The organism is Streptomyces montanisoli (assembly GCF_017813245.1).
Classification (GTDB): Bacteria; Actinomycetota; Actinomycetes; order Streptomycetales; family Streptomycetaceae; genus Streptomyces; species Streptomyces montanisoli.
This window is the reverse complement of sequence record NZ_JAGIQL010000057.1, coordinates 1-19,926: the sequence shown is the minus strand read 5'-3', so window position 1 is coordinate 19,926 and position 19,926 is coordinate 1. Positions and strand designations below refer to the sequence as shown.

16 protein-coding genes are annotated in these 19,926 nt (G+C 69.2%); 10 read left to right on the top strand and 6 right to left on the bottom strand.

The window, feature by feature from the left end; all coding sequences use genetic code 11:
- The first annotated feature begins 28 nt into the window (after nucleotides 1-28).
- Entirely contained in the window at nucleotides 29-736 is a 708-nt protein-coding gene (locus JFN87_RS15935) for a hypothetical protein (protein WP_209340727.1), read from the top strand.
- 9 nt (nucleotides 737-745) lie between these two features.
- Here JFN87_RS15935 and JFN87_RS15930 read toward each other — a convergent pair whose 3' ends face one another.
- The 5 genes from JFN87_RS15930 to JFN87_RS15910 form a co-directional block, all read right to left on the bottom strand.
- The gene (locus tag JFN87_RS15930; RefSeq protein ID WP_209340726.1) at nucleotides 746-1,774 is read right to left on the bottom strand and encodes a hypothetical protein; all 1,029 of its coding nucleotides are present in this window, start codon (nucleotides 1,772-1,774) and stop codon (nucleotides 746-748) included.
- Nucleotides 1,775-1,884: 110 nt separating this feature from the next.
- Nucleotides 1,885-2,655, bottom strand: coding sequence for an AAA family ATPase (locus tag JFN87_RS15925; RefSeq protein ID WP_245179881.1), 771 nt, complete (start codon nucleotides 2,653-2,655; stop codon nucleotides 1,885-1,887).
- The gene (locus JFN87_RS15920) at nucleotides 2,655-4,253 is read right to left on the bottom strand and encodes a TnsB C-terminal domain-containing protein (RefSeq protein ID WP_209340724.1); all 1,599 of its coding nucleotides are present in this window, start codon (nucleotides 4,251-4,253) and stop codon (nucleotides 2,655-2,657) included. The genes JFN87_RS15925 and JFN87_RS15920 overlap by 1 nt, the downstream gene beginning before the upstream one ends.
- Nucleotides 4,254-4,557: 304 nt before the next feature.
- Nucleotides 4,558-7,767 (bottom strand): AAA family ATPase, encoded by a 3,210-nt coding sequence (locus JFN87_RS15915; protein WP_209340723.1) that lies wholly within the window; start codon nucleotides 7,765-7,767, stop codon nucleotides 4,558-4,560.
- Complete coding sequence (locus JFN87_RS15910; protein WP_209340722.1) at nucleotides 7,764-9,017, bottom strand: metallophosphoesterase family protein; 1,254 nt, start codon at nucleotides 9,015-9,017, stop codon at nucleotides 7,764-7,766. The genes JFN87_RS15915 and JFN87_RS15910 overlap by 4 nt, the downstream gene beginning before the upstream one ends.
- Before the next feature lie 167 nt (nucleotides 9,018-9,184).
- Between JFN87_RS15910 and JFN87_RS15905 the strand changes: the two genes are divergently transcribed.
- The 5 genes from JFN87_RS15905 to JFN87_RS15885 all read left to right on the top strand — a co-directional run bounded on the left by JFN87_RS15905 (nucleotide 9,185) and on the right by JFN87_RS15885 (nucleotide 15,240).
- The gene (locus tag JFN87_RS15905) at nucleotides 9,185-10,027 is read left to right on the top strand and encodes a hypothetical protein (protein WP_209340721.1); all 843 of its coding nucleotides are present in this window, start codon (nucleotides 9,185-9,187) and stop codon (nucleotides 10,025-10,027) included.
- A 59-nt stretch (nucleotides 10,028-10,086) separates the two neighbouring features.
- Nucleotides 10,087-11,229 carry a hypothetical protein gene (locus tag JFN87_RS15900; RefSeq protein ID WP_209340720.1) on the top strand — a complete coding sequence of 381 codons (1,143 nt, stop codon included), beginning with the start codon at nucleotides 10,087-10,089 and terminating at the stop codon, nucleotides 11,227-11,229.
- Nucleotides 11,226-12,695: a hypothetical protein gene (locus tag JFN87_RS15895; protein ID WP_209340719.1), complete on the top strand. Its 1,470-nt coding sequence runs from the start codon at nucleotides 11,226-11,228 to the stop codon at nucleotides 12,693-12,695. The genes JFN87_RS15900 and JFN87_RS15895 overlap by 4 nt, the downstream gene beginning before the upstream one ends.
- Entirely contained in the window at nucleotides 12,692-14,026 is a 1,335-nt protein-coding gene (locus JFN87_RS15890) for an AAA family ATPase (protein ID WP_209340718.1), read from the top strand. The genes JFN87_RS15895 and JFN87_RS15890 overlap by 4 nt, the downstream gene beginning before the upstream one ends.
- A gap of 206 nt (nucleotides 14,027-14,232) precedes the next feature.
- Nucleotides 14,233-15,240, top strand: coding sequence for a hypothetical protein (locus tag JFN87_RS15885; protein WP_209340717.1), 1,008 nt, complete (start codon nucleotides 14,233-14,235; stop codon nucleotides 15,238-15,240).
- A 99-nt stretch (nucleotides 15,241-15,339) separates the two neighbouring features.
- Here the strand turns inward: JFN87_RS15885 and JFN87_RS15880 are convergent, their stop codons facing one another.
- On the bottom strand, nucleotides 15,340-16,359 hold the full coding sequence (locus tag JFN87_RS15880) for a hypothetical protein (protein ID WP_209340716.1): 1,020 nt from the start codon (nucleotides 16,357-16,359) through the stop codon (nucleotides 15,340-15,342).
- A gap of 191 nt (nucleotides 16,360-16,550) precedes the next feature.
- Here JFN87_RS15880 and JFN87_RS15875 point away from each other — a divergent pair, with 191 nt between their 5' ends.
- From JFN87_RS15875 to JFN87_RS15860, 4 genes are all read left to right on the top strand, one after another.
- On the top strand, nucleotides 16,551-16,814 hold the full coding sequence (locus JFN87_RS15875; protein ID WP_209340715.1) for a helix-turn-helix transcriptional regulator: 264 nt from the start codon (nucleotides 16,551-16,553) through the stop codon (nucleotides 16,812-16,814).
- Between the two features lie 169 nt (nucleotides 16,815-16,983).
- The gene (locus tag JFN87_RS15870; protein WP_209340714.1) at nucleotides 16,984-17,847 is read left to right on the top strand and encodes a DUF6083 domain-containing protein; all 864 of its coding nucleotides are present in this window, start codon (nucleotides 16,984-16,986) and stop codon (nucleotides 17,845-17,847) included.
- Between the two features lie 2 nt (nucleotides 17,848-17,849).
- The gene (locus JFN87_RS15865; RefSeq protein WP_209340713.1) at nucleotides 17,850-18,326 is read left to right on the top strand and encodes a hypothetical protein; all 477 of its coding nucleotides are present in this window, start codon (nucleotides 17,850-17,852) and stop codon (nucleotides 18,324-18,326) included.
- Complete coding sequence (locus tag JFN87_RS15860; RefSeq protein ID WP_209340712.1) at nucleotides 18,323-19,783, top strand: UvrD-helicase domain-containing protein; 1,461 nt, start codon at nucleotides 18,323-18,325, stop codon at nucleotides 19,781-19,783. Before JFN87_RS15865 ends, JFN87_RS15860 begins: the two co-directional genes overlap by 4 nt.
- Nucleotides 19,784-19,926: the final 143 nt, after the last annotated feature.

Here is a 19,926-nt window from a genome sequence, read left to right as displayed (position 1 = left end):
CCACGGAAGCCTGGAGCTGTGCTGCACCTTGTCCAGCCCCGCTCCCGGCTACTACTTCCAGGCGCACCTCACCGGCGCCTGGCAGCGTCTGCCCGCCGCACGTCCGCACCAGCACCCCCAGGCCGCAGCGACGGACTATGCGCTGAGCGTGGCGCAGAAAATCGCCGGCGCTACGCAGCTCAGCCAGGCCGACCTCGCCGAAGCACAGACCAACAGCCATCTCGGTCGGCCCGTGGACCTGCCGAATCTCCCTGTCCGCCTGCTCTGGGCCCGCATCCGGCTGACCGCGGACGCTCAGCAGGCCGCCCATGTCGACCAGCTCCTGCGCGAGCGGCACCAGGCTGAACACGACGCCCGTCAGGACCACCGTCGCCTACAGCGCGCCACAGACCTCCGCGACGCCCTGCTTACCGATCCGTCCTTGGCCTTCGCCTACTGGTTCCTCGACCACCCGGAGGCCGTCGATGAAGCGACCGTGCAGCACGTCGAGCGCTTGATCACCGCCGCAGCGTCCTACGCTCCCGGAACCACCTGGGTTCAAGTGGCCCGCATCCTTCAGGACTTCGTCCTTACCCTGCCTGACGATTCCCGTCAGCACCTCATTACCAGCCTGGCCCACATCTTTGACCGATATGGTCAACCCCAACGCGCCCAACAACTACGCACCGCAGGACAAACATCACCCTCATCGCCTTCGACGGCACCATCCAGCGGACCTTCCCAGGCCGCCCTCTGACCGTCTTGCTCAGGCGACGAGGACGCGCGGGGGCATGGCCAGGTTGAGGGTAGGCAGGCGTGCGGCGTGCGCGCGCAGATGGCGTGCTCCGGAGGTCAGCACCGCGGTGAATAGGGCTTCTTCGGGCTGGTGGCCGGATAGGCGGTGGTGGGTGCGGGCTGCGGCCAGGAGCGGCCGCGCCCAGGTGGGGAGGGCATGCAGGCGGCAGCCCAGGTGGTTGGGGGCGTGGGTCTTGAGGGTGTCGATGTCTGGCGTGATGTCGAGGTCCCGCAGCCACCGCAGAGCACCTGGCTGGGTACCGGTGAATGCCAGCACGCTCAGCGCTCCGGTGATGAGCGGATGAGCGATGCGGGCCAGCGCTGCGACGTCCGTGGGCGCGACCGTGTGGGCGTGAGCCGGGGGTTGACGCTGCGCTGACGCGGAAGCGCCGGTGCATGTGCGGGCTGGTATGGCAGCTGCCGTGGCGGGCCAGGCAAGCTGTGCTTGGAGGATTGACTGTGGCTGAGCGACCGCTGGGTCTGTGGCGGGCGCCGCCGCTGTCGGAGGGAAGGAAGGCTGCGCGGGGAGCGGTCCGGCTGTGTGAAGTATTGCTTCGAGGACCCCGGGGGTGCTGACGCAGCGCCTTGCGCCGATCAGCGCCGGGGGCAGCCTGCGCGGAGATGCCTGCCACAGCAGGGTCAACTGGACGCCTGTCGTCTCGCGCCAAGCGAGCAGCTGGTCGATCCTTCGGGCTGTCAGCAGGTGGGCCCGGGTGACCACGACATGCCGCACCCCTGTCGCGGTGCTCCATGCGGCTGCGGCCAGCCACGCCGGGGTCACCGAGTCCAGCCACACGTCGGCGGCGCCCGGCGCCGGCGCCAGCCGCTTGCCCAGGGCGTACAGCACGTCGTGCGCCAGTGCGGCAGGGCGGCTGCTGGCAGGCGTCGGCTGTACGACGATGCGGCCCTGCGCGGGCTGGTGCGACGCAAGCGCGGCCCGCATGACCTTCATGTGGTCGCACTCGTCCACGACGACTACCACTTCGCCCAGCACCGCCATCACCGACCCTCGATCCAGCCATCTGCAGCGGAGCCGCCGGGACACCGCTGCGCTTCACCCCCCGTGTGGTCTGCGTTCCGCGCCGCGGAAACGGGAACTCGGGCCGTGTCCTACATCCCGCCGAGCTTGCTGTAGACCCAGCGGACGAGGTCCTCGTTGACCTCGGTCAGGTTCAGCTTCTGCATGCCGTTGAGCATGTGCTTGGTGATGGTGACCCAGTTGCGGAAGTTGCCGTGTGCGGCGTCACGATCGATGTCCGTCAACATCTGCGGAGGTACGCCGGTCCACAGCGAGTGGAACACCGGCAAGGTGGCGAGGAGTTCGTCCTCGGGAATGCGCGAGAACTTCTGCCAGATGAAGATCCGCGAAGCGAGCATGGGTTCCTTCTTGAGGACCTTGAAGCAGTTGTCGCCGCCAGCGAAGATCACCGCCATGTCGGTATGGCGGTCGTCCCACAGATGGCGCCAGTACTCGAACGAGCTGCTGCCCATCCACTGGGCCTCGTCGCACACGAGCACCCGGAACCTCTGCGACAGAGTTTCCTTGAGGAGGGTGTCGAATTCCACCGGGTGCGTCGGCGGCTCTCCGGGCAGTCCCAGGGCCCGGAACAGGCCGTGGCGGATATCGCGCGGCGTGGGACTTGAGCGCAGCTCCAGACGAAAGGTGTTGTCAGGGGCGAGTTTGCGCAGCGCCGAGTTCACAGACATCGTCTTGCCGTAGCCCGCCGACCCGTAGGCGCACATCATGGCCTTGGCGTCGATGGTCGCTTTGATGTTGTCCAGCGTCGCCATGAGCGCGTTGGTGGCCACCAGGTTGGCGTCCAGGTGGTGGAAGTGGTCTGCGCTCTCCGGGGGGAGCTTGCCGTAGTCCATGTCGTCCATCACGCGTTCTTCTCCAAAGCGTCGGGTCGCGAAGCGGGGCTCTTGGTCGTTAGCGGGCGCGCCCAGCCCTCGGGGACGGCCTGGTGCGGAACGTAGTCGGGGTTGACCTTCCTGCCTTCCGAGGCCGTCTCAAGCAACTCGGCCTCGGCTTGCTCCTGGGTCAAAGCGCCCAATGACTGCGGCGGGGCGGCGGTAGTGGCTGCCTGGTAGCGCGTACGGCGCAGCTTCTCCGCGGCCTTCAAGTCCGCGCGCAGCCGGCGCGCCTGGGCGGTTCGGGCGTTGCGCACCGCCCGGCTCTGCTCCTTGCTGGCCGCCCGGGACAGGACCGCGGTCCCCATATGTCTTCCGTCGAGGTCGAAGACTTCGATGCTGGCGTCGTGGTGGGGCAGGTACCGCGTAACGACCGGTGTCCCGACCAGACCGACCATCCACGGCCCGCTGTAGTAGCGGTTGCGCCACTGCACGCCCAGTGTGCCGATCTTGCGGGTGCGGCCGTCGTCCTGCAGCCCGAAATGTGCCAGCAGTGAAGCGGGGACGTCATACACAGGGGTGGGGTCCGCCCGCCACGCCTCCATCGGGGTTTTGCCGCCCAGTTCCTTGGGCTTGTGCTCGGTGTTCCACCAGTGCACCCAGTTCAGCACCAGCCCCACGAATGCCTCGAAGGTCAGCCCGGGCGCGTCCGGGTCGGTGACGCGGCCGCCGATGAGTTTTTGCCGGTAGACGTAGCGCGGCATGGAGACGAACAGCATCTGGTCGACCGCATCGTTCAACGCCTCGATCGTGCCTTTCAGGTAGGGCGAGTACGGCGGCAGATCGACCACCGATACCGCGAAGGCTCCGAGCGAGGAGGACACCGCCGGCGACAGGAAATCCTTGCCGCGGTCCACGCGGACCAGATTGGGAAGGCCACCGGCCGGGCCGAACGGCATGGTGCGGTCCAACGCGGTGCGCAGGGCCGCGAGCACCGCGTCGCTGCTGGGCGTGTGCGGTGTCACAGCCACCCCCATGATGACCTTGGTGCAGCAGTCGATGAACCAGGTCAGCGAGGGCTGCGCGTATTCGCCTTCCACCAGCACTTGTACGGGTACGGATGTGTGATCGCCCTCCCAGGCGGCGTTGCGGTACTCCTTGGGGCGCTGCCCGTACACGTCGAAGGCGCGCCGGGCGGCCTCGCCCCGTGCGAGGCCGGCCCGGTAGCCGGCGGTCAGGTCCCGGCGCAGCGCGCGGTGCAGTGTTGCCAGCGACGGCGCTTTGGGCAGCTGGGGGTCCTGTTTGCAGTGCTGTACCAGTTCGCGGTGCACCGCAGAGGCGTTGCCTCCCCACAGGGCCAGCAGTTGCCGGATCTCTGGGGTGATCGTGAACTTCGCGCGCGTGGTGGTCGTCTCTCCGGTGGCGCGGGCCCGGGCGATCCACCGCCACACCGTGCGCGGTGAGCATCCCAGCGTCGCGGCAGCCAGAGTTACGTGCGCAGTGTTCAGGTTGCCGCTCTGGTCCAGTGCGCTCAAACGCGTGACTGCCGCGGTCTTGGCCCAGCGGGCAGTTGCCCCCGGCTGGATGAGGGGTGGTGGGGTGGGATCGGGGCCAGGGGAACCGCTCATACGGCCGCCTCCTTCGAGGACGTGTCGGTGTGCAGGGCCGCTCGGATCGACCTCTCCGCCTGCCCTGTTCGGGGCGGGCTTCGCACAAAGCCGGTGTCGGCGTGGGGTATGCCTCGGGACCCCGGCCGCGGCCGCTCGTCTGCGATTCGGGCAGTCTTCGGTGGGGCTGGCGCTGACTGGGCAGGTTGCTCCGCGGGGCGCCCAGGGCTGCGGCCGTGGTCCGGGTGAGGTGATGGGTGGATACAGTGGCGGGCCGACCGTCCCAGGGCCGGGGTGGCAGTGTCGGCGGCCGGTCCGCCATCTGTCAGGTCAGCTCTTGCAACTGCTGGATGCCGTCGCTGATGAGCTTTTCGCGCTCCTGTGAGGTGAGCCACTTCGCGCTGGATTCCCGGGCGGTCTTCTCGACCCACAGGACGTCGTTGACGGCCTCTCCCACCGAGTAGAGGTGGCTGATGACGGCGATCGTCTTGTCGCCGGCCAGCACACTGCTGCGCAGGGCCTGGAGCGCGTCTTCCAGGCGGTCGGGATCGAGCGAGGCGAAGCCTTCATCGAGGAACAGGCTCTCCAGCGTGCTGTGGCTGCGGCTGTGGAGCTCGACCAGGGCGAGAGCCAGAGCGAGAGAGGCCTGGAAGGTCTCACCGCCCGATAGCGTCTCCGGGCTGCGGGTGAGGTTCGTGGCGCGCTCCAGGATCCGGAAGTCCTCGGTGAACGCGTAAGATCCTGCAGTGAGTTCGTGCAAGATCCGGCCGCCGTGGACGAGCAGCGCGCGGGTGCGCCGCTCGGTCAGGTAGCTGAGGAAGCGGGAGTCGGTGAGCTGGTCGCACACGCTTTGCCATTGTGCGATCTGCCGCTTCGCCTCCTCGATGGCTGCCTGCAGTTTTTGGGCGTAGGGGATCTGGGATTGCGCGGTGCTCAGGTCGGCCTTGGCCCTGTCGTGGGCGACCTCGGCTTTGCTGGTCTTGCGGCTGAGCGGGTCCAGGGCCGCGGGGGCCAGCAAGTCACCGTTGGCAGGCAGCCGGAAACCCGGCGCTGGGTCGGTGTCGTCAGGCCCGGCTCCGGCTTGCGCGGTGATCTCCTTCTCGAACGCGCGTACCTGTGCAGCAGCCTGTCGTGATGCCCGCTTCAGTTCGTCGGCCAGCCGCGTGCCGAGCACGTCAAGGGCAGCCGCGTAGGCCTCGACGCCGGGTAGGTCGCTCCCGTCCACCCCGGGGGGCATGTCGGCGCGCACCTGGCCGTCGAGGACGGTCTGGGCGTCCGTTACCGCGTCTGCCCAGCGCTGCAACCGTGCCAACAGCGCGCGGGTGGGCGCCTCGACGGTTACCCGGCGGCGTTCCTGCAGGGCCTGCCGGTCCTCGGCGTGGACGGCCAGCGCCTTCCTTGCCTCGTCCCGTTCGCGTTCGGCCTGCTGGAGGAGAGGGAGGAGTTCGTCGGCCGCGTCCTGTGCACGGGCGATGGCCGACGCGTCCGGCAGCTGATCCGGAGAGTGGGTGCTGGGTCGCAGGGAGGCCGGCAGCGCGCCGATCTCCTTCCCCACCGTCAGCACGTCGTTTTCGTATTTCTGCTGGGCCCGCTCGAGCCGCTTGCGTTCGCGCTGCAGGAGGGCGCGCTGGCGTTTGAGTTCGGCCCGGGCGGCCTCGATCTCCACCTGCGCCGCAGCCAGCTGTGCCTGAGCGTTCGCGTGCTCCGCCAGTGTGTCTGCCTCTGCCTCGCGCAGCGGTTGCACGAGAGCGGTGACCGCCTGTGCCAGTTGGGGTCGGGTCACCGGCTCGCCCTCGCTCAGGGTCCGTGCCTGGTCGGCGGTCTGCTGGACGAGCGCGTCCAGTACCCCGGTCATGGCGGGTGTGCGTGTCCCTGCGATCGAGGCTGCCAAGTCCTTCGCTTGCCGCAGCGCCTGCTGCATGCGTTCGCTGGCATCCTGGTGCTCGCGGCCGTGCTCGTTGGCCTTTGCTTCGGCCGCGCTCACCTCGGCGGCAGCGAGCGCTGCAGCGGTCAGGGCGTTGTTGTAAGCCTTGGCCCTTTTGCTGGCCTCGCTCTTGGCGCGTTTCAGGGCCTTGCCGTCGAGCGGCGTTGGGGCGCTGAAGCCGCTGGGCACCGGCCTGGTACACACCGGGCAGGCGTCCCCCGGGGCCAGGGTGTGGCCGGCCGCGTGGGCCGCGTCGTGCCGTTGCAGCGCCGCCAGCGCATCTTGGGCCGCCTCCTGCGCTTCACGCCGGGCTACAAGCTGCTCCTGCAGGTCGGCGCTGTGCGTGCGTTGCACGTCCAACGATTCCAGCACCGCGCCTCGGGTGTGTAGGTGCACAGCCGCGGCACAGGCCTCCTGCAGCGCAGCCCGGACGGATTCTTGGACCCGGTCGGTGTCGGCACGCGCCCCAGACATGGCGCGCTCGGCGCGTATGGCGGCTTCGGCGAGCGCCTCCTGACTGTGCTCGTGCTCCTGCAGGTCCCGGCGGGCCTGCGCGGCATGCTCTTCTTCCACGCCATGCAGCAGTCGCTCCTGCTCCAACTGCCGCGCTGCGGTATCCAGCGCGGCAACACGCCCGGGCAGACCGGCCAGGACGGTGCGGGCGCCGGCCAGCGAGCTGACGGTGTGGTCGGCCTGCGCGGCGGTGTCCAGCTTTTCCTGCGCGGACTGAACGCGCAGCTGCAGTTCGTTCCCGGCTACCTCCAGTTCCTTCGTCTCGGCGTCCAGGGCTTGCTGCCGCTGCGCGAGTTCGGCCATCGAGGTGCCTGCGTCGGCGGTGGCGCGGGCGCGCAGCAGCCGTGCTGCCTTGTCCAGTTCGCTCTTGCGCTGCTTGTGCTGGGCCGCGTCGCCCTGCGCCCGGCGCAGGAGGTCCAGGCGCTCGCGTCGCCGGGACGCGGTGCCGCGGGTGCGCTCCACGTCCAGGGCAGCCTGGGTAGCGGCCGCGACCGGATCCTTCAGCAACTCCCCGCGGGCCCACGTGGCCTCGGTGACGCTCGCGCTGAGAGCCTCGATGCGTGCGAGGGTGTTTTTGCGCACACGTTCCAGTTCGTTGATGCCGAAAATGTGCCGCAGGATCCCGGCGCGGTACGCGGGAGAGGCCTTGAGGAGGGTGTCGAACTTTCCCTGACGCAGCACGACCGTGCTGACGAAGCCCTCGCAGTCCAGGCCGATGATGTGGGAGATTGCTGCGGTCACCCGGTCCTTACCATCGACCCGTTCCCGCGACGAGTCACCATCCAGCGGCTCCAGCATGGCCTTCGGCCGCTTCGTGGACTTGCGGTACAGGGTCCGCCGCACGCTCCAAGACCGGCCGTCGACGGAGAACTCGAACGCTACGCTCATCTCGTCGAGTCCAGTGCCAATCAACTCCCGGCCGCTGTCCGCGGCCCACGATGACCTGCCGTACAGGGCGAAGATGATCGCCTCGAGGAGGGTGGACTTGCCCGCGCCGGTGTCGCCCAGGATTCCGACCAGCCGTTTGCCGGTGAAGTCGATGGTGCAGGTGCCGGGGTAGCTGCGTACCCCCGACACGGTCAGTCGCCCGAGCCTCATGACGCTTTCTCCCAGAGATTATCCAGCGCGGCGCGCAGCAGTTCCTGCGCAGGCACCGGCGAGGGTTCCTCGTCGTCCATCTCGCCGAGCAGGCGGGCGAACGTGGCGGCGGTGGAGTGTGCTGTCGTCTCGCTCAGACCCGATTGAGTCAGGTAGGCGAGGAAGGCATCGGGCAGGTCAGGTTCCTCGGCCGGATCGCCGGTGAGCACGCTCTCAGCCGTCGCCTCGCGCACCGGGGCTGCATCGACGAGGATCGCGCCCGGAACGATTTCGGCGACCTTGCGGGTCAGCAGCGAACCGTCTTCCTCGTCGGTGATGGCTGCCTTGAGGAACATTCCTTCGAAGGTGTGGGCGTCGGCCCGCAGGAGGTCCAGGGTCCCCTCGAAGTAGGCGAGCCGCCGACCGCTGGTGAGGGGGCGCGGCAGGGCCCGCACCGGTCGGCCGGGGTCGGCGTCGACGACCACGACGCTCTTGATGTCTTTGTGCTCCCCGAAGTCCATCTGCAGCGGACTTCCGGCGTACCGCGCTGTGACCGCGGACGGCACCCCGTTCACCGGCTGCGGGGCGTGGATGTGCCCCAGAGCCGCGTACGAGACGACCGGCAGATCGCCGGGGGCGGTGGCGAAGGCATCGTCGGTGTCCACACCGCGTTCACTCTTCGCGGGCTTCGCGCCGGCGACGTACACGTGGGCTGCGAACAGCAGGACGTCCCGGCCCGGGTCGTACCCGTCGTGCAGCGTCTGCATCAGATCCGCCTGCAGTTCCCGCATCCCCTGTGCATAGTCGGCGGACGCTGTGGCCGACGGGGTGCTGCGCTGCCAGAACTGGTTCGGGTGCACGAACGGCATAACGGCCAGGCGCATGCGCTGGCCCCCGCAGGCGTCGAAGGTCAAGACACCTCCCTCGCGTCCGGGGCGGAAACGGTCGATGAAGTACAGGCCCCGGCCCCAGGACGGGCCGCTGACGAGGTTGAGGAACTCGAAGTACGCGGGGGAGTCGTGGTTGCCGGCGATCACCACGGTAGGGGCGATGCCGGCGAGCTCATCCAGCGCGCGCATGGCACGCAGCAGGTCCCGGGCACCCGGGCGGAAGGAGTGGAACAGGTCGCCGCTGTGGACGATCAAATCCGGCTCGCTCTCCCGGGCGATGGCCGCGATCTCGGCGAGGACGGCGTCGAAGTCCTCCTCGCGCGAGTGACGGTACAAAGAGGCGCCCAGGTGCCAGTCGGAGGTGTGGAGCAGTCTGCTCATGCGGTCATGAGTCTTTCTGGAAGCGGGGAAGCGCGCAAACCTGATACATCGTCAAATAAGTGCGCTGGATGCGGAAATGAGGCACGCGAGGTGCCTACAGCTTCAGAACAGTACACCAGTAACGATGTTCAATCGTGGAAAAGCATGGAACTGCTAGGATCCAGGGTATGCAGGGGCTCCTGGAGGAACTCGAGAAACGCATGCAGCAACTGCTGCGAGCGATGACGCAGGCGCGCCTGCAAGGCGATGACACCCAAGTTGCCGCACTCAGCGAGGACTTGAAGCGCACGCAGGCGTACTGGGCCTCGCTTGCCCTGCCGGACACTGAGGCGACGCAGACGCAACCGACCGCCGCCCCCGCCGCTGCATCCCGGCCCGCTGCTGCGGCCAGACCCGCCCGGAGCGCGCTGCCACTGCGCGAACAGGTCTGCCAGGCGCTCACCTTGCTGACCGTGCCCACGGCCCCGAAGGTGCTCAGTCAGGTCCACGAGGCGTTCTTCGCGCAACCGCTCAACACCGCCCGCCTGACGAGCCTGCGCCGCGACGAGGAGCGCTCCTACCGCGCCTCCTCCACCAACCGCACGTACTACATCTGCCCAGCCCTCACGTGCGATCTGCTCGCCCCCGCCCGTGCGCTTCTAGCCCTGAGCAACTGGCCATTGGAGCAGCGTCTGGTGGGTCCGATCACCCACCGGGTCCACTTCCTGACCGCCGCACTGCGCATTGCGGACGCCGCCGAGCAGCGCACGGACGACGACATGGCGTCAGGGCCCCTGCGGCGACTCCTGGAGCACTACAGCGGCAACATACCCGGCTACCCGGTCACCCCAGGCCACGTAAACCTGGAAGCGCTGCGCGCCGCGGCGAAGGACGAGTTGGCGGTCCACGTCCAAGACGATGCGAACACCCGCGCGGAAGCGGCCGAGCGTGCCCGCACGAAACTCGACGACGCCGACCAGATCTTCGGCCACACCCTGCATGACGCGAACCGCGCCCGCCGCACCGCGTAGCGACAGTCATCCACTTTTCGACCGCACAGCAGTGCCCGACCCTTCTGCGAGGACGCCCCGTGAACTCGCTCGATACGCGCCTTGGCACGTTGCGAGGACCAGCCCGGCCGCTGCCGCACAGTGCACGCACCCTGGCCGCTCTGACCGCCAACCCCGCCTGCGACCGCCGGTCCGTGATCGACGCAGCCGGCATCGACAAGGACGCACTCGCCACCCACCTGGGCACGCCGGGCCCCGTGCGGAAGTCTCAACTCGCCCTCAGGTTCGGCCTTGCCTTCGAGGACCGAGTCCTGGGCCGCGACCACGCCGAACTCGTACGGCTGCTGCGCGAGACCCTGGGCCTCGACCTGGCAGACGTCGCCTATGAAGACCTGAACAGGGTCGCCACCGACCAGGAGAGGTCCACACCCACGCTGCGTCACATCCGCACCCGCTCGCTCATCATCAGCGCAGCCACCGGCCTTGCGCCCCCGCGTACGGTCCTCAACCACCCGGTCCTGCGACTGCCCGTAGCCGGTCACCCCGTCTACCTGGAACCCGATGTCCTCGCCTTCCACCACGACGGCACCTTCCACGTCGTGGAGATCAAGTCCTTCCCCGTCATCCACGGGCAGGCCGATCCCGTCAGCGTCAACGCGGCTCTGACCCAGGCCGCCGCCTACATCCTGGCCCTGCGCGACATCCTCGCCGACGAAGGCCTCTCACCCGAGTGCGTGAGCGACGACATCGTCCTGATCAACCCGCTCAACTTTACCCAGCGCCCCACGGCCACCCGCCAAAGTGCACGCCGACAGGTCAACTCCCTGCGTTTCCACCTCGACCGACTGCGCCGCCTGCCCGAACTACTGGACCACCTTCCGACCGGCACCAGCCTCGATCTTGCCCCGGACCCGGAGGGAAAGCCGACCCGCCCACGCCGCGACCTCGCCGCCTCGCTGGCCCGCCTGCCCGCCCATTACACGCCCCGCTGCCGCCACCATTGCGACCTGGCTGTCTACTGCCGCGACGAGGCCCGCTCCCGCAACCGCACCGAAGCGCTGGGCACCGCTGTCCGAGAGGACATCGCTGGAATCACCACCACCACGACCGCCCTCGCCCTGGTCGACGGCCACATCCACCCCTCTGACGCCCAAGAGGACATCACTCGAGCCCTGCGCCACGCGCAACGCCTCTACGACGACCTCCAGGCCGGCAGCGCATGAGCCTGCTCGCCTCCTTGCTGCGGCTGCGCGCCGACGCATCCGGCCATGCCATCCGCACCAGCCATGTGCGCCATCTGCACCTCAGCGATCAGCCCCTGATGATGCTGCCTTTGAAGCGCACCGGCCCCGCGGCACGCCCCTTGGCCGTCATGCTCGGCACCAGCCCGCTGCGGCCGCGTCTGCTGATCGCACCGCCCTCGGGTAGCACAGCCACCATGCTCACGGCCCTGGCCAAGGCCGTGATCGGGCACGTTGCCTCCCATCACCGCGCCAAGGAGTACCTGCCCGCCACCGCCACCCGGCCAGAACGCGCACGCTACCTCGACGCACCCCAACTTGTAGTCCCCAACCAGCAGGCCGTGCGATTCCTGAGGACGCTGGCATCGGGCCTGCGGCTGCGCCGACTCGACGACCAGAGCCCGTCAGCGAACTCCATCCGGCTCCTGGGCCAGTGGCTTACCCACTTCACCGACCGTGCCCAGATACCCGGTTCAGCCGCCCTCGTTTCCCTGACCGACCTGCTGGTCATGCACTGGATCACCGGGCAGAGCCCACAGGACGACGACCTGGCCACTCTTCTAGCGTGGATCTACCCCCCTTTCGGCAGCACCGACGGACGCGACGCCGCTCGCCACGCCGAAGCCCCAGATACCTACCGCGGCGCCGGACCGGACACCGACGCCGCGTTCGACAACGAGAAACTGACGCCCCTGGTCGACGCCTACGCCCGCGACCCCACTCCCGCCCTGCAGGAACTCGAAAAGCTCCTGGCCGCCTACCTGCAACCCACCTGGGACCGTCTGTGGCAGGCCTACGCACTGCTGCAGGCCATCCCGCCAACCGCGAGCGCAGGCCGCCGCTGGGCCGCCGAACGAGCTGAATTCACCGACCACACCACCCACCTCGACCAGGACGGCCGCCCGCGACCCGCCCGCGACCAGGCCGTGTCCGCCGCCATCAGTCTGGAACGCAGGGAAGCCGCGAGAGCCGCCTTCAACGCCGACCGCGCCCTGGAAGACCCGTTCGTGCGCGTCGAACTGCGCACCACCGGCGACGCAGTCGGCGGGACCGTCATCGCCGTTGACGACCAGCACACCATCTGCGGACCCGGCGGCCGGGATATGTGGCGTCCGAGGATCACCTTGTCCACACAAGACCCCGTCCACCTGGAGCCCGGCCGACTGCTCACCAGCCACCTGCACCGCACCGCCCGCTACCAGGTCCGCGGCCTCATCGCCGGGCCCGTCGACACGCTCGTGGAGCTGGAGATCACCGCCGGCATGGGCACCGTCGACCGCCCCAACCACACGGTCCTGCCCAGCGCCGGCGCCTTCCTCGTGCTCACCGCCGCCCCAGAGCACTTCCGCATGCCAGCCTTCCCCTCACGCGACCAGACACCCTGGACCCATGGAGGGCCGCCCCCCGAACATCTAGGCGACGGCGACGGCAGCCAGGAGGAGCAATGACCTGCCCGAATCATCAGCAGGAACCCTCGGCAGACCCCGCCACCCGCACAATCCTGGACCAGCTTGCCACCCTTACCCACCACGGGATGGTCGTAGACGCCCCACCCGGCGCCGGCAAGACCACCTTGGTCGCCGAGGCCGCCTGCGCTCTGGCCCACCCCGGAGCCCCCTGCGCCGTCTTCACCCAGACCAACGCCCAAGCCGACGAACTCGTCCGCCGCCTCACCCGTCTCGATCCCCACCTGTCAGTCGCCCGACTCGCCTCCTCGCAGTACGCGGTGCCCGACAGCCTGCTCACGCGACCCCGCGTGCAGGTCAGCACCCGCGTCCAAAACCTCACCACAGCCCACGTCATCGTGGGCACCGCCATGAAATGGGCCACGGTCACAGACCGCCACTGGCCATGGGCGATCGTCGACGAGGCCTATCAGATGCGATCCAGCACACTCCTGCGCACCGCCGGACATTTCGACCAGATCCTGTTCGTCGGGGACCCCGGGCAACTCGACCCGTTCTCACAAACCGACACCTCGGACTGGAGAGGCCTGCCCCACCACCCCGTTACCAGCGCGGCCGCCGTCGTCCTGGACCACAACCCCGACCTTCCCGTCCACTCCCTACCCGTGTCCTGGCGCCTGCCCCCGTCGGCCGTACCTCTGATCAGCAAAGCCTTCTACCCCTCCACCACCTTCCGCGCCGGAACCACCCAGGCCCAGCGCACCCTCGCCCTCACCATCCGCGCCATCAAGCGCACACCCCTCGACGAGGCCATCGAACACGCCGCCCACACCGGCTGGGCACTGCTCGAGCTACCCGCCCGCTACACCCACCGCATCGACCTTGAAGCCCTCCACACGGTCCTCGGCCTCGCTGAACGACTCCTGCTCCGAGGCGCCACCACGACCTGCGAACGCGACCCCGAAAGCAAGACATTGACCGCCGCCGACATCGCCATCGGCACCGCCCACAGCCTCCAGGCCGAACACCTGCGCTCCCTCCAGGCCCAGCACTACCCCCGACTGCACGGCATCACCATCGACACCGCTAACCGACTCCAGGGCCATGAGTGCGCCGTCACCCTGGTCCTGCACCCCCTCTCCGGCCGTATGGACGCCTCCGCCTTCCACCTCGAAGCCGGCCGCCTGTGCGTCCTGACCTCCCGCCACCGCCACGCCTGCATCGTTGTCGCCCGCGCCGGCATCACCGACATCCTCGATACCCACCCCGGTGACGAACCGGTCGACCTGGGCACGCCTCCCAAAAGCCCTGACGGATGGGAGGCCAACCACATCGTCCTCGAGCACCTGGCCGACCACACCATTCGGTCCTGACCACTCACCAGAGTCGATCCCCACGCCGGCAGGGACGGTAGCCTGATCGCACCCCTCGCCCACGATGGGGTACGGGCCGTCACGCCGGGCCACGACATCCCGGACGTACGTAGCCCGCAGGACCGGCCACACCAGGAGGGACCGTCCCCTTCAACAGAGGAGTCGGCCCGCAGGCGACCAGGACGGGCCAGGGAGGGCTTCAAGCCATGGCGGGGACAACTGGCGATGAGAAACGGCCCAGCCGCGCGCACAACGGCCCTTCCCGCGCAGCCGAATCCGGTGCGCTGATGGTGCTCCAACTGGCCGAGAGACTGCCCGACCTTGAGGACGTGCGAGAAGTCGGCGCCAACGACCGCTCCGACCTGACACAGACCGAGCAAGGACAGCTGCAGCGGACCGAGGAGGTCATCGCCGACGCCGTCGCGGCGGGGGACACCGCGTTGTGGGTGATCGCACAGGCAGTGGAGTGTGCCGCCAGGGGCCGCTGGTGGCGCACCACCCATGACAGCCTCACCGCGTATGCGGAGGAAACAGTGGGACGCTCCGCCGTCTACATCCGCCAGCTGCGCATGAACGCACCGCTCGCCCTAGAGACAGCACGCAGAACCGGCACCGTCCCCAAGCCATCGCAAATAAAGGCCACCAGGAAAACCGAGCAGCGTCACGGCTTGGACGCTGCCGTGACGCTCTACGAGGCCGTGCGCGACATCGCGGCGGAAATGGGGGGCGAGACTACCGCACGGGGCCTGACAGCCGTCCACAACAGCCTTCCTGAGCAACTACCGGAACAAGGTGACGACCGAAGAGCGATCATCGAGCAGGCCGCCCGCCATGCGTTCGCCCCCCAGCCCAGCGACCCGGATCGCGGGCCGCAGAAACCCAAACCGCGGTTGGCCGGCCACTGGCAGATCCGCCTCCCGGAATCCGAAACAGAATCGATCGGGAGCGCTTCAATCGCGCCCGCCAGTGCCGACACCGAACCCCACCTGCAGGCCGCCACCCAACACACTGCCGTCACTACCCCCCACCACATGCGCACCCTCGAAGAAGCCCTCGCCGCCCTCGCCACCATCGACGAACAGCTGACCAGCGAGCTCTACACCCAAGCCGCCATCGATCCGACACATACACAGGACTATGAGCGGGTCCGGCAGCACATCATCATCAGGGCCGCCGCCATCCGAGCCAAAGCGCTGCGTGCACCCAAAACCTGACACTGCAACAGCTGTCAAATGCGCCCTCACCAGCGCATTCCAAGGGCGCCCTGCGCTGCGTGCTGCTCACGAGACAGTTTCACGGCTCGCTGGCGCACGTTATCCGCACGCCGAGGTGAGCCCCTGCACCAACCAGATGATCCCCTCATGGTCCGGACTGCGGCGCCACAGGGCCAGCAGATGCGAGCGGACAAGATGGTCGAGTAGGTCAGGCAATTGCTGAGGTGGTTGCCCGCACAGGCGACTGAGGGGGCCGATTTCGGCATCTCCCGTGGCAGCGGTGGTATGTGCAGCCAGGGCGAGCGCGGTGAGCCGCAGGACCGGCGGCAGGCCGCCGGCTGCTTCCAGCGGGGCGGGGCGCAGCGCCCACTCGGCGGCCCGTGTGCGCGCGGCGCGGCCGGGAGCCTGGGCGAGGACGGTGGCGTCGAGCAATCGCACGGTGAGGGGGTCGGCCTTCCTGCTCACGCGATGCAGCCAGCCGGCGTGTTCCAGTTCGTGCCACAGCTCCATGCGGCCGTGCAGGCGCATGCTCCGCAAGAATCCGCCGGGCAGGCGAACCTGTCCGCGGGTGTCGGCGCGCAGCGCGCATTGCAGGGCCAGCAGCCGGGCGGCGGGGGAGGTGAAGCAGGGGAGTGCCGCGGCGAGGTAGGTGAGCATCTCCCGCACCCGGCGCTGCTCGGCCGGCCCGTACGGCGACGAGGCGCAGCCGGCGGCCGGAGCACCCAGCACCGTCCGGGGGGTAGGGGAGGGCAGGGTCGACGGTACGACTGCGGTATGGCTCGTCGCCGCCACGCAGGCAGCGCAGGCGTCCGCCAGCCGCCACGACCGGCCGCTGCGCTCGCAGGTCAAGGCGAGGAGCACGGGCCCGGAGCAGCCGCGGTGGCGGGTGTGCCAGTGACAGCCGCGGGCCCGGCACTGGCAGGTGCGCAGATGCCCGGGGAGCACGTCGGTGCGGGCGTGGCTGGCCAAGTGGGTCAGGGCGGCCGACCGTGCGGAGGTGGCCCGCAGGGGACGACCGGACGCGCAGCGCGAGCAGGCCAGCGACAGACCACCCGGATGGTGGCGCAGTTCCACGGTCCACATCCGCTGCAGCGTGGGACACGTGTCGGCAAGCAGCATCGGCTCGTTTTCCTCCCCATCGAATCCGTCATACCGGCGAAGCGGCGTAAAGCCTCCCCTGAGCGGGAGCCGGGCGCACCGTAGTGCAGGCTTCTGCACCTACGCAGAAGCAGTAGCCCGCCGCCTCACCTCCACCGATAGTGCAGAAGTCTGCACTGACAGGGCAGGTATCTGCACCGTCGGATGGTGGGGTGAGCACCCCTCCGCCCGACCCCGACCTCACCGCGCTGCGCATCACGCTCGCGCAAGCGAGGAGCACGCGCGGATGGACCTTCGACGAACTCGCCGAACGCAGTGGCCTGGCCCGGCGCACCCTCATCGACCTTGAACACGGCCGCACCACCGGAAGTCTCACCACCTGGCACGCCCTCGCCCACGCCTTCGACGTCCCCATCGAGCACCTGCTGGGCCCGCTGTGCGAGAACCACACCCCGCCCGGCCGGCGAGGCGCCTGATACTCGGATCCCGCCCAGCGTGAGGCGGCGGCAAATCACCCGAACGGACGGGCCGGTATCGAACAACTGGGCACATGTGCGCTCGCGTGTTCGATCACGCTGGGCCGTTACAGGGACCCCGCCCTGCCACATTGCCGGTTGCCGTCCGCTGCCTGGCACCGTCCGGGCCATGTGCCCTACGACCGCTTCCGCCGACCGACACTGGGACGGCAGCCCACACACCACCCGGCGCCGCCGTCCGCTACGGGTGGCCGCCACCAGCCCCAGCCGCCTGCTGCGCGCCGGCCAGACCAGCCGTTGCCGCCGCTGCGGCAACCGCATCGACCTCCACCAGCGCACGAATCAGCGATCCATCGCTCTGCACCACGCCGAACTGAGCACCCCGCACGTTCCTGAACGATGCCGCTGGCACCTCAGCAGCGGCATCGCCTACCCGCACGGCGACGCCAGTGCCTGGTGCCGTATCCCGCACGCCGTGCTCTGCCCGGCCCGCACACCCGCCTGCCCCCTCGGTCCCCACCTCGAGGCGCTCCGCCGCGAACTCGCCGTCCGCACCCGCCGCATGACCGACACCGGCGCCTTCACCCCCGCCGCCCCGCCACGCAGCACCCAACCGAGCGCCGGTGCCGGCAGCCCTGCCCGCCCCATCGCTCAGATGCTGCTGGGCTACTACCTCGCCGAAGGCCCAGTCGAGAACCTGCGCTGCGTGGCCCAGACCCGCCACCGCCGCCGCTGCACCCGCCTCGTCCTCGACCCCACCTCACCGGCCGGCACCTGGAGACTGCTACCCACCAGGCCCGCCCACGGCCAACACACCCAGCCCGACACGCAGGCAGCCGTCTACGACCTGAGCCATCTCCCCTACAGCGAACAGCTCCGCTGGCGCACCCAGCGCTGCCCCCAACACGCCACCACCCCGGGCGCCGCCGATCTCGCCCTGGCCGGATGGCAGCCCTTCGACCCCCTCCTGCACGCCGCACACATCCACACCCACCTGCCCCAGCCCCCGGCTCGCCGCCGCGAAGGCCGGTGACCATGCCGCACCACGCCCTGGAAATCCTGCTGACCCGGCCCCTGACGGCGACGGAACTCCGCAACACCGCCCGCACGTGGCCGCTCGCAGCCAACCACGACGCCACCCGCCTCATGGCCCTCGCGGGCGGCGCAACCCCACAACAGGCCGCCCACCGCCTGCGCCGGCGACTCACCGCCCAGCTGCCCATCGACGTGATCACCACCCACTACCCGGACACGCTCGGGCGCGTCCTGCTCAACCTCACCCTCCCGCCCGCTCTCCACGCCGCCCTGGAACGGGATGCCCGCCACACGCACCACAGCCCCGAACACTTCCTACAAGAGGCTCTCCACCGCGCCCTGGCCGAGCACGCCGACCGAGAAGCCGAGCGCCTGGAGGAGGCCGTACGCCGGCTGCTCGCCCATGCCGCCCCCGCCCACCTGCTGTCCGCCGTCGGACATGCCCTCGCCCGCCCCGTGAAGGAACCCGCGCCATGAACCCGACCGACGAACAGACGGCCGCAGCCGACGCCTTCCACGCCGGCGACCACCTCGCCCTGCAGGCCGGCGCCGGTACCGGCAAGACCACCACCCTGGCCCTGCTCGCCCACACCACCCAGCGCCGCGGCCGCTACCTCGCCTACAACCGCGCCATCGCTCAGGACGCGCGCACCCGCTTCCCGGCAAACGTGCTCTGCAAAACCGCCCACTCCCTCGCCTACGCCGCCGTCGGCCACCGCTACACCCGCCGCCTCGGCGCGCCCCGCCGCCCGGCCTGGCAGACCGGACAGGCCCTGGGCGTCACCCGCAACGTCCGTATCGGCGAACGCGAACTGTCCCCCAAAGCCCTCTCGAACGCCGTCCTGCGGACCGTCACCCAGTTCTGCCACACCGCCGACCCCCACATCACCCGCCGCCACGTACCACGCCTGCGCGGACTGGAAGACCACGATCTGCACACCCAGCTCGCCGACCACATCGTGCCCTTCGCTCGCAAAGCCTGGCGCGACCTGCAAAACCCCGACGACGGCTGCGTCCGCTTCGACCACGACCACTACCTGAAGATCTGGGCCCTCACCCAGCCCACTATCGACGCCGACTTCCTCCTGCTCGACGAAGCGCAGGACACCAACCCCGTCGTCGAACACGTCTTCCTCAACCAACGCGACCACGCCCAACTGGTCATGGTCGGCGACTCCGCCCAGGCCATCTACCAATGGCGCGGCGCCAAAGACGTCATGACCGGCTTCGACGGCACCCACCTCGCCCTGTCACAATCCTTCCGCTTCGGACCCCACCTCGCCGAAGAAGCCAACCGCTGGCTCCACCTCGCCGACGCCCCCATTCGCCTCACCGGCGCCCCCACCGTGCCCACCGAACTCGGCACCGTCGACCAGCCCGACGCCGTCCTGTGCCGCACCAACGTCGGCGCCATGACACAGGTCATGAAACTCCTGGCCGCCGGAGCCCGCACCGCGCTGACCGGGGGAGGAGACAGCCTGCGCACCCTCGCCCAAGCCGCCCGCGACCTCAAAGAAGGCCGCCGCACCAGCCACCCAGAACTCATCTTGTTCCCCACCTGGGGTGCCCTCCAGGACTACGCTGCCCACGACCCCGCCGGACGCGACCTGCAACCCCTCGTCGACCTCGTCGACACCCACGGCACCGCGGCCATCCTCGCCGCCCTCGCCCACCTCACCCCCGAAACCCACGCCCACGTCACCGTCTCCACCGCCCACAAAGCCAAAGGCCGCGAATGGGCCCGCGTCAAAATCGCCGACGACTTCGCCCCACCCCTCGAGAGAGACGCCCCACACGAGGCCGGCCACGCCGAGTCCCCGCCCATCGACGACAGCGAAGCCCGCCTCGCCTACGTAGCTGTCACCCGTACCCGCACCCGACTGGATCTCGGCGGCCTGTCCTGGATCAACGACCATCCGAGCGGGTCTGTGTAGCAAACAGTGGGACTCGTGAACCGTACCGGGTTCGGTAGAGACTTCAGTTATTGTTTGTGACCTGGGGTTTCGTGGTCGTGAGGTAGTGGTTGTTCTCGTATTCGACCGGTGGAATGTGGCCTATTTCACCGTGGAGCCGGCGG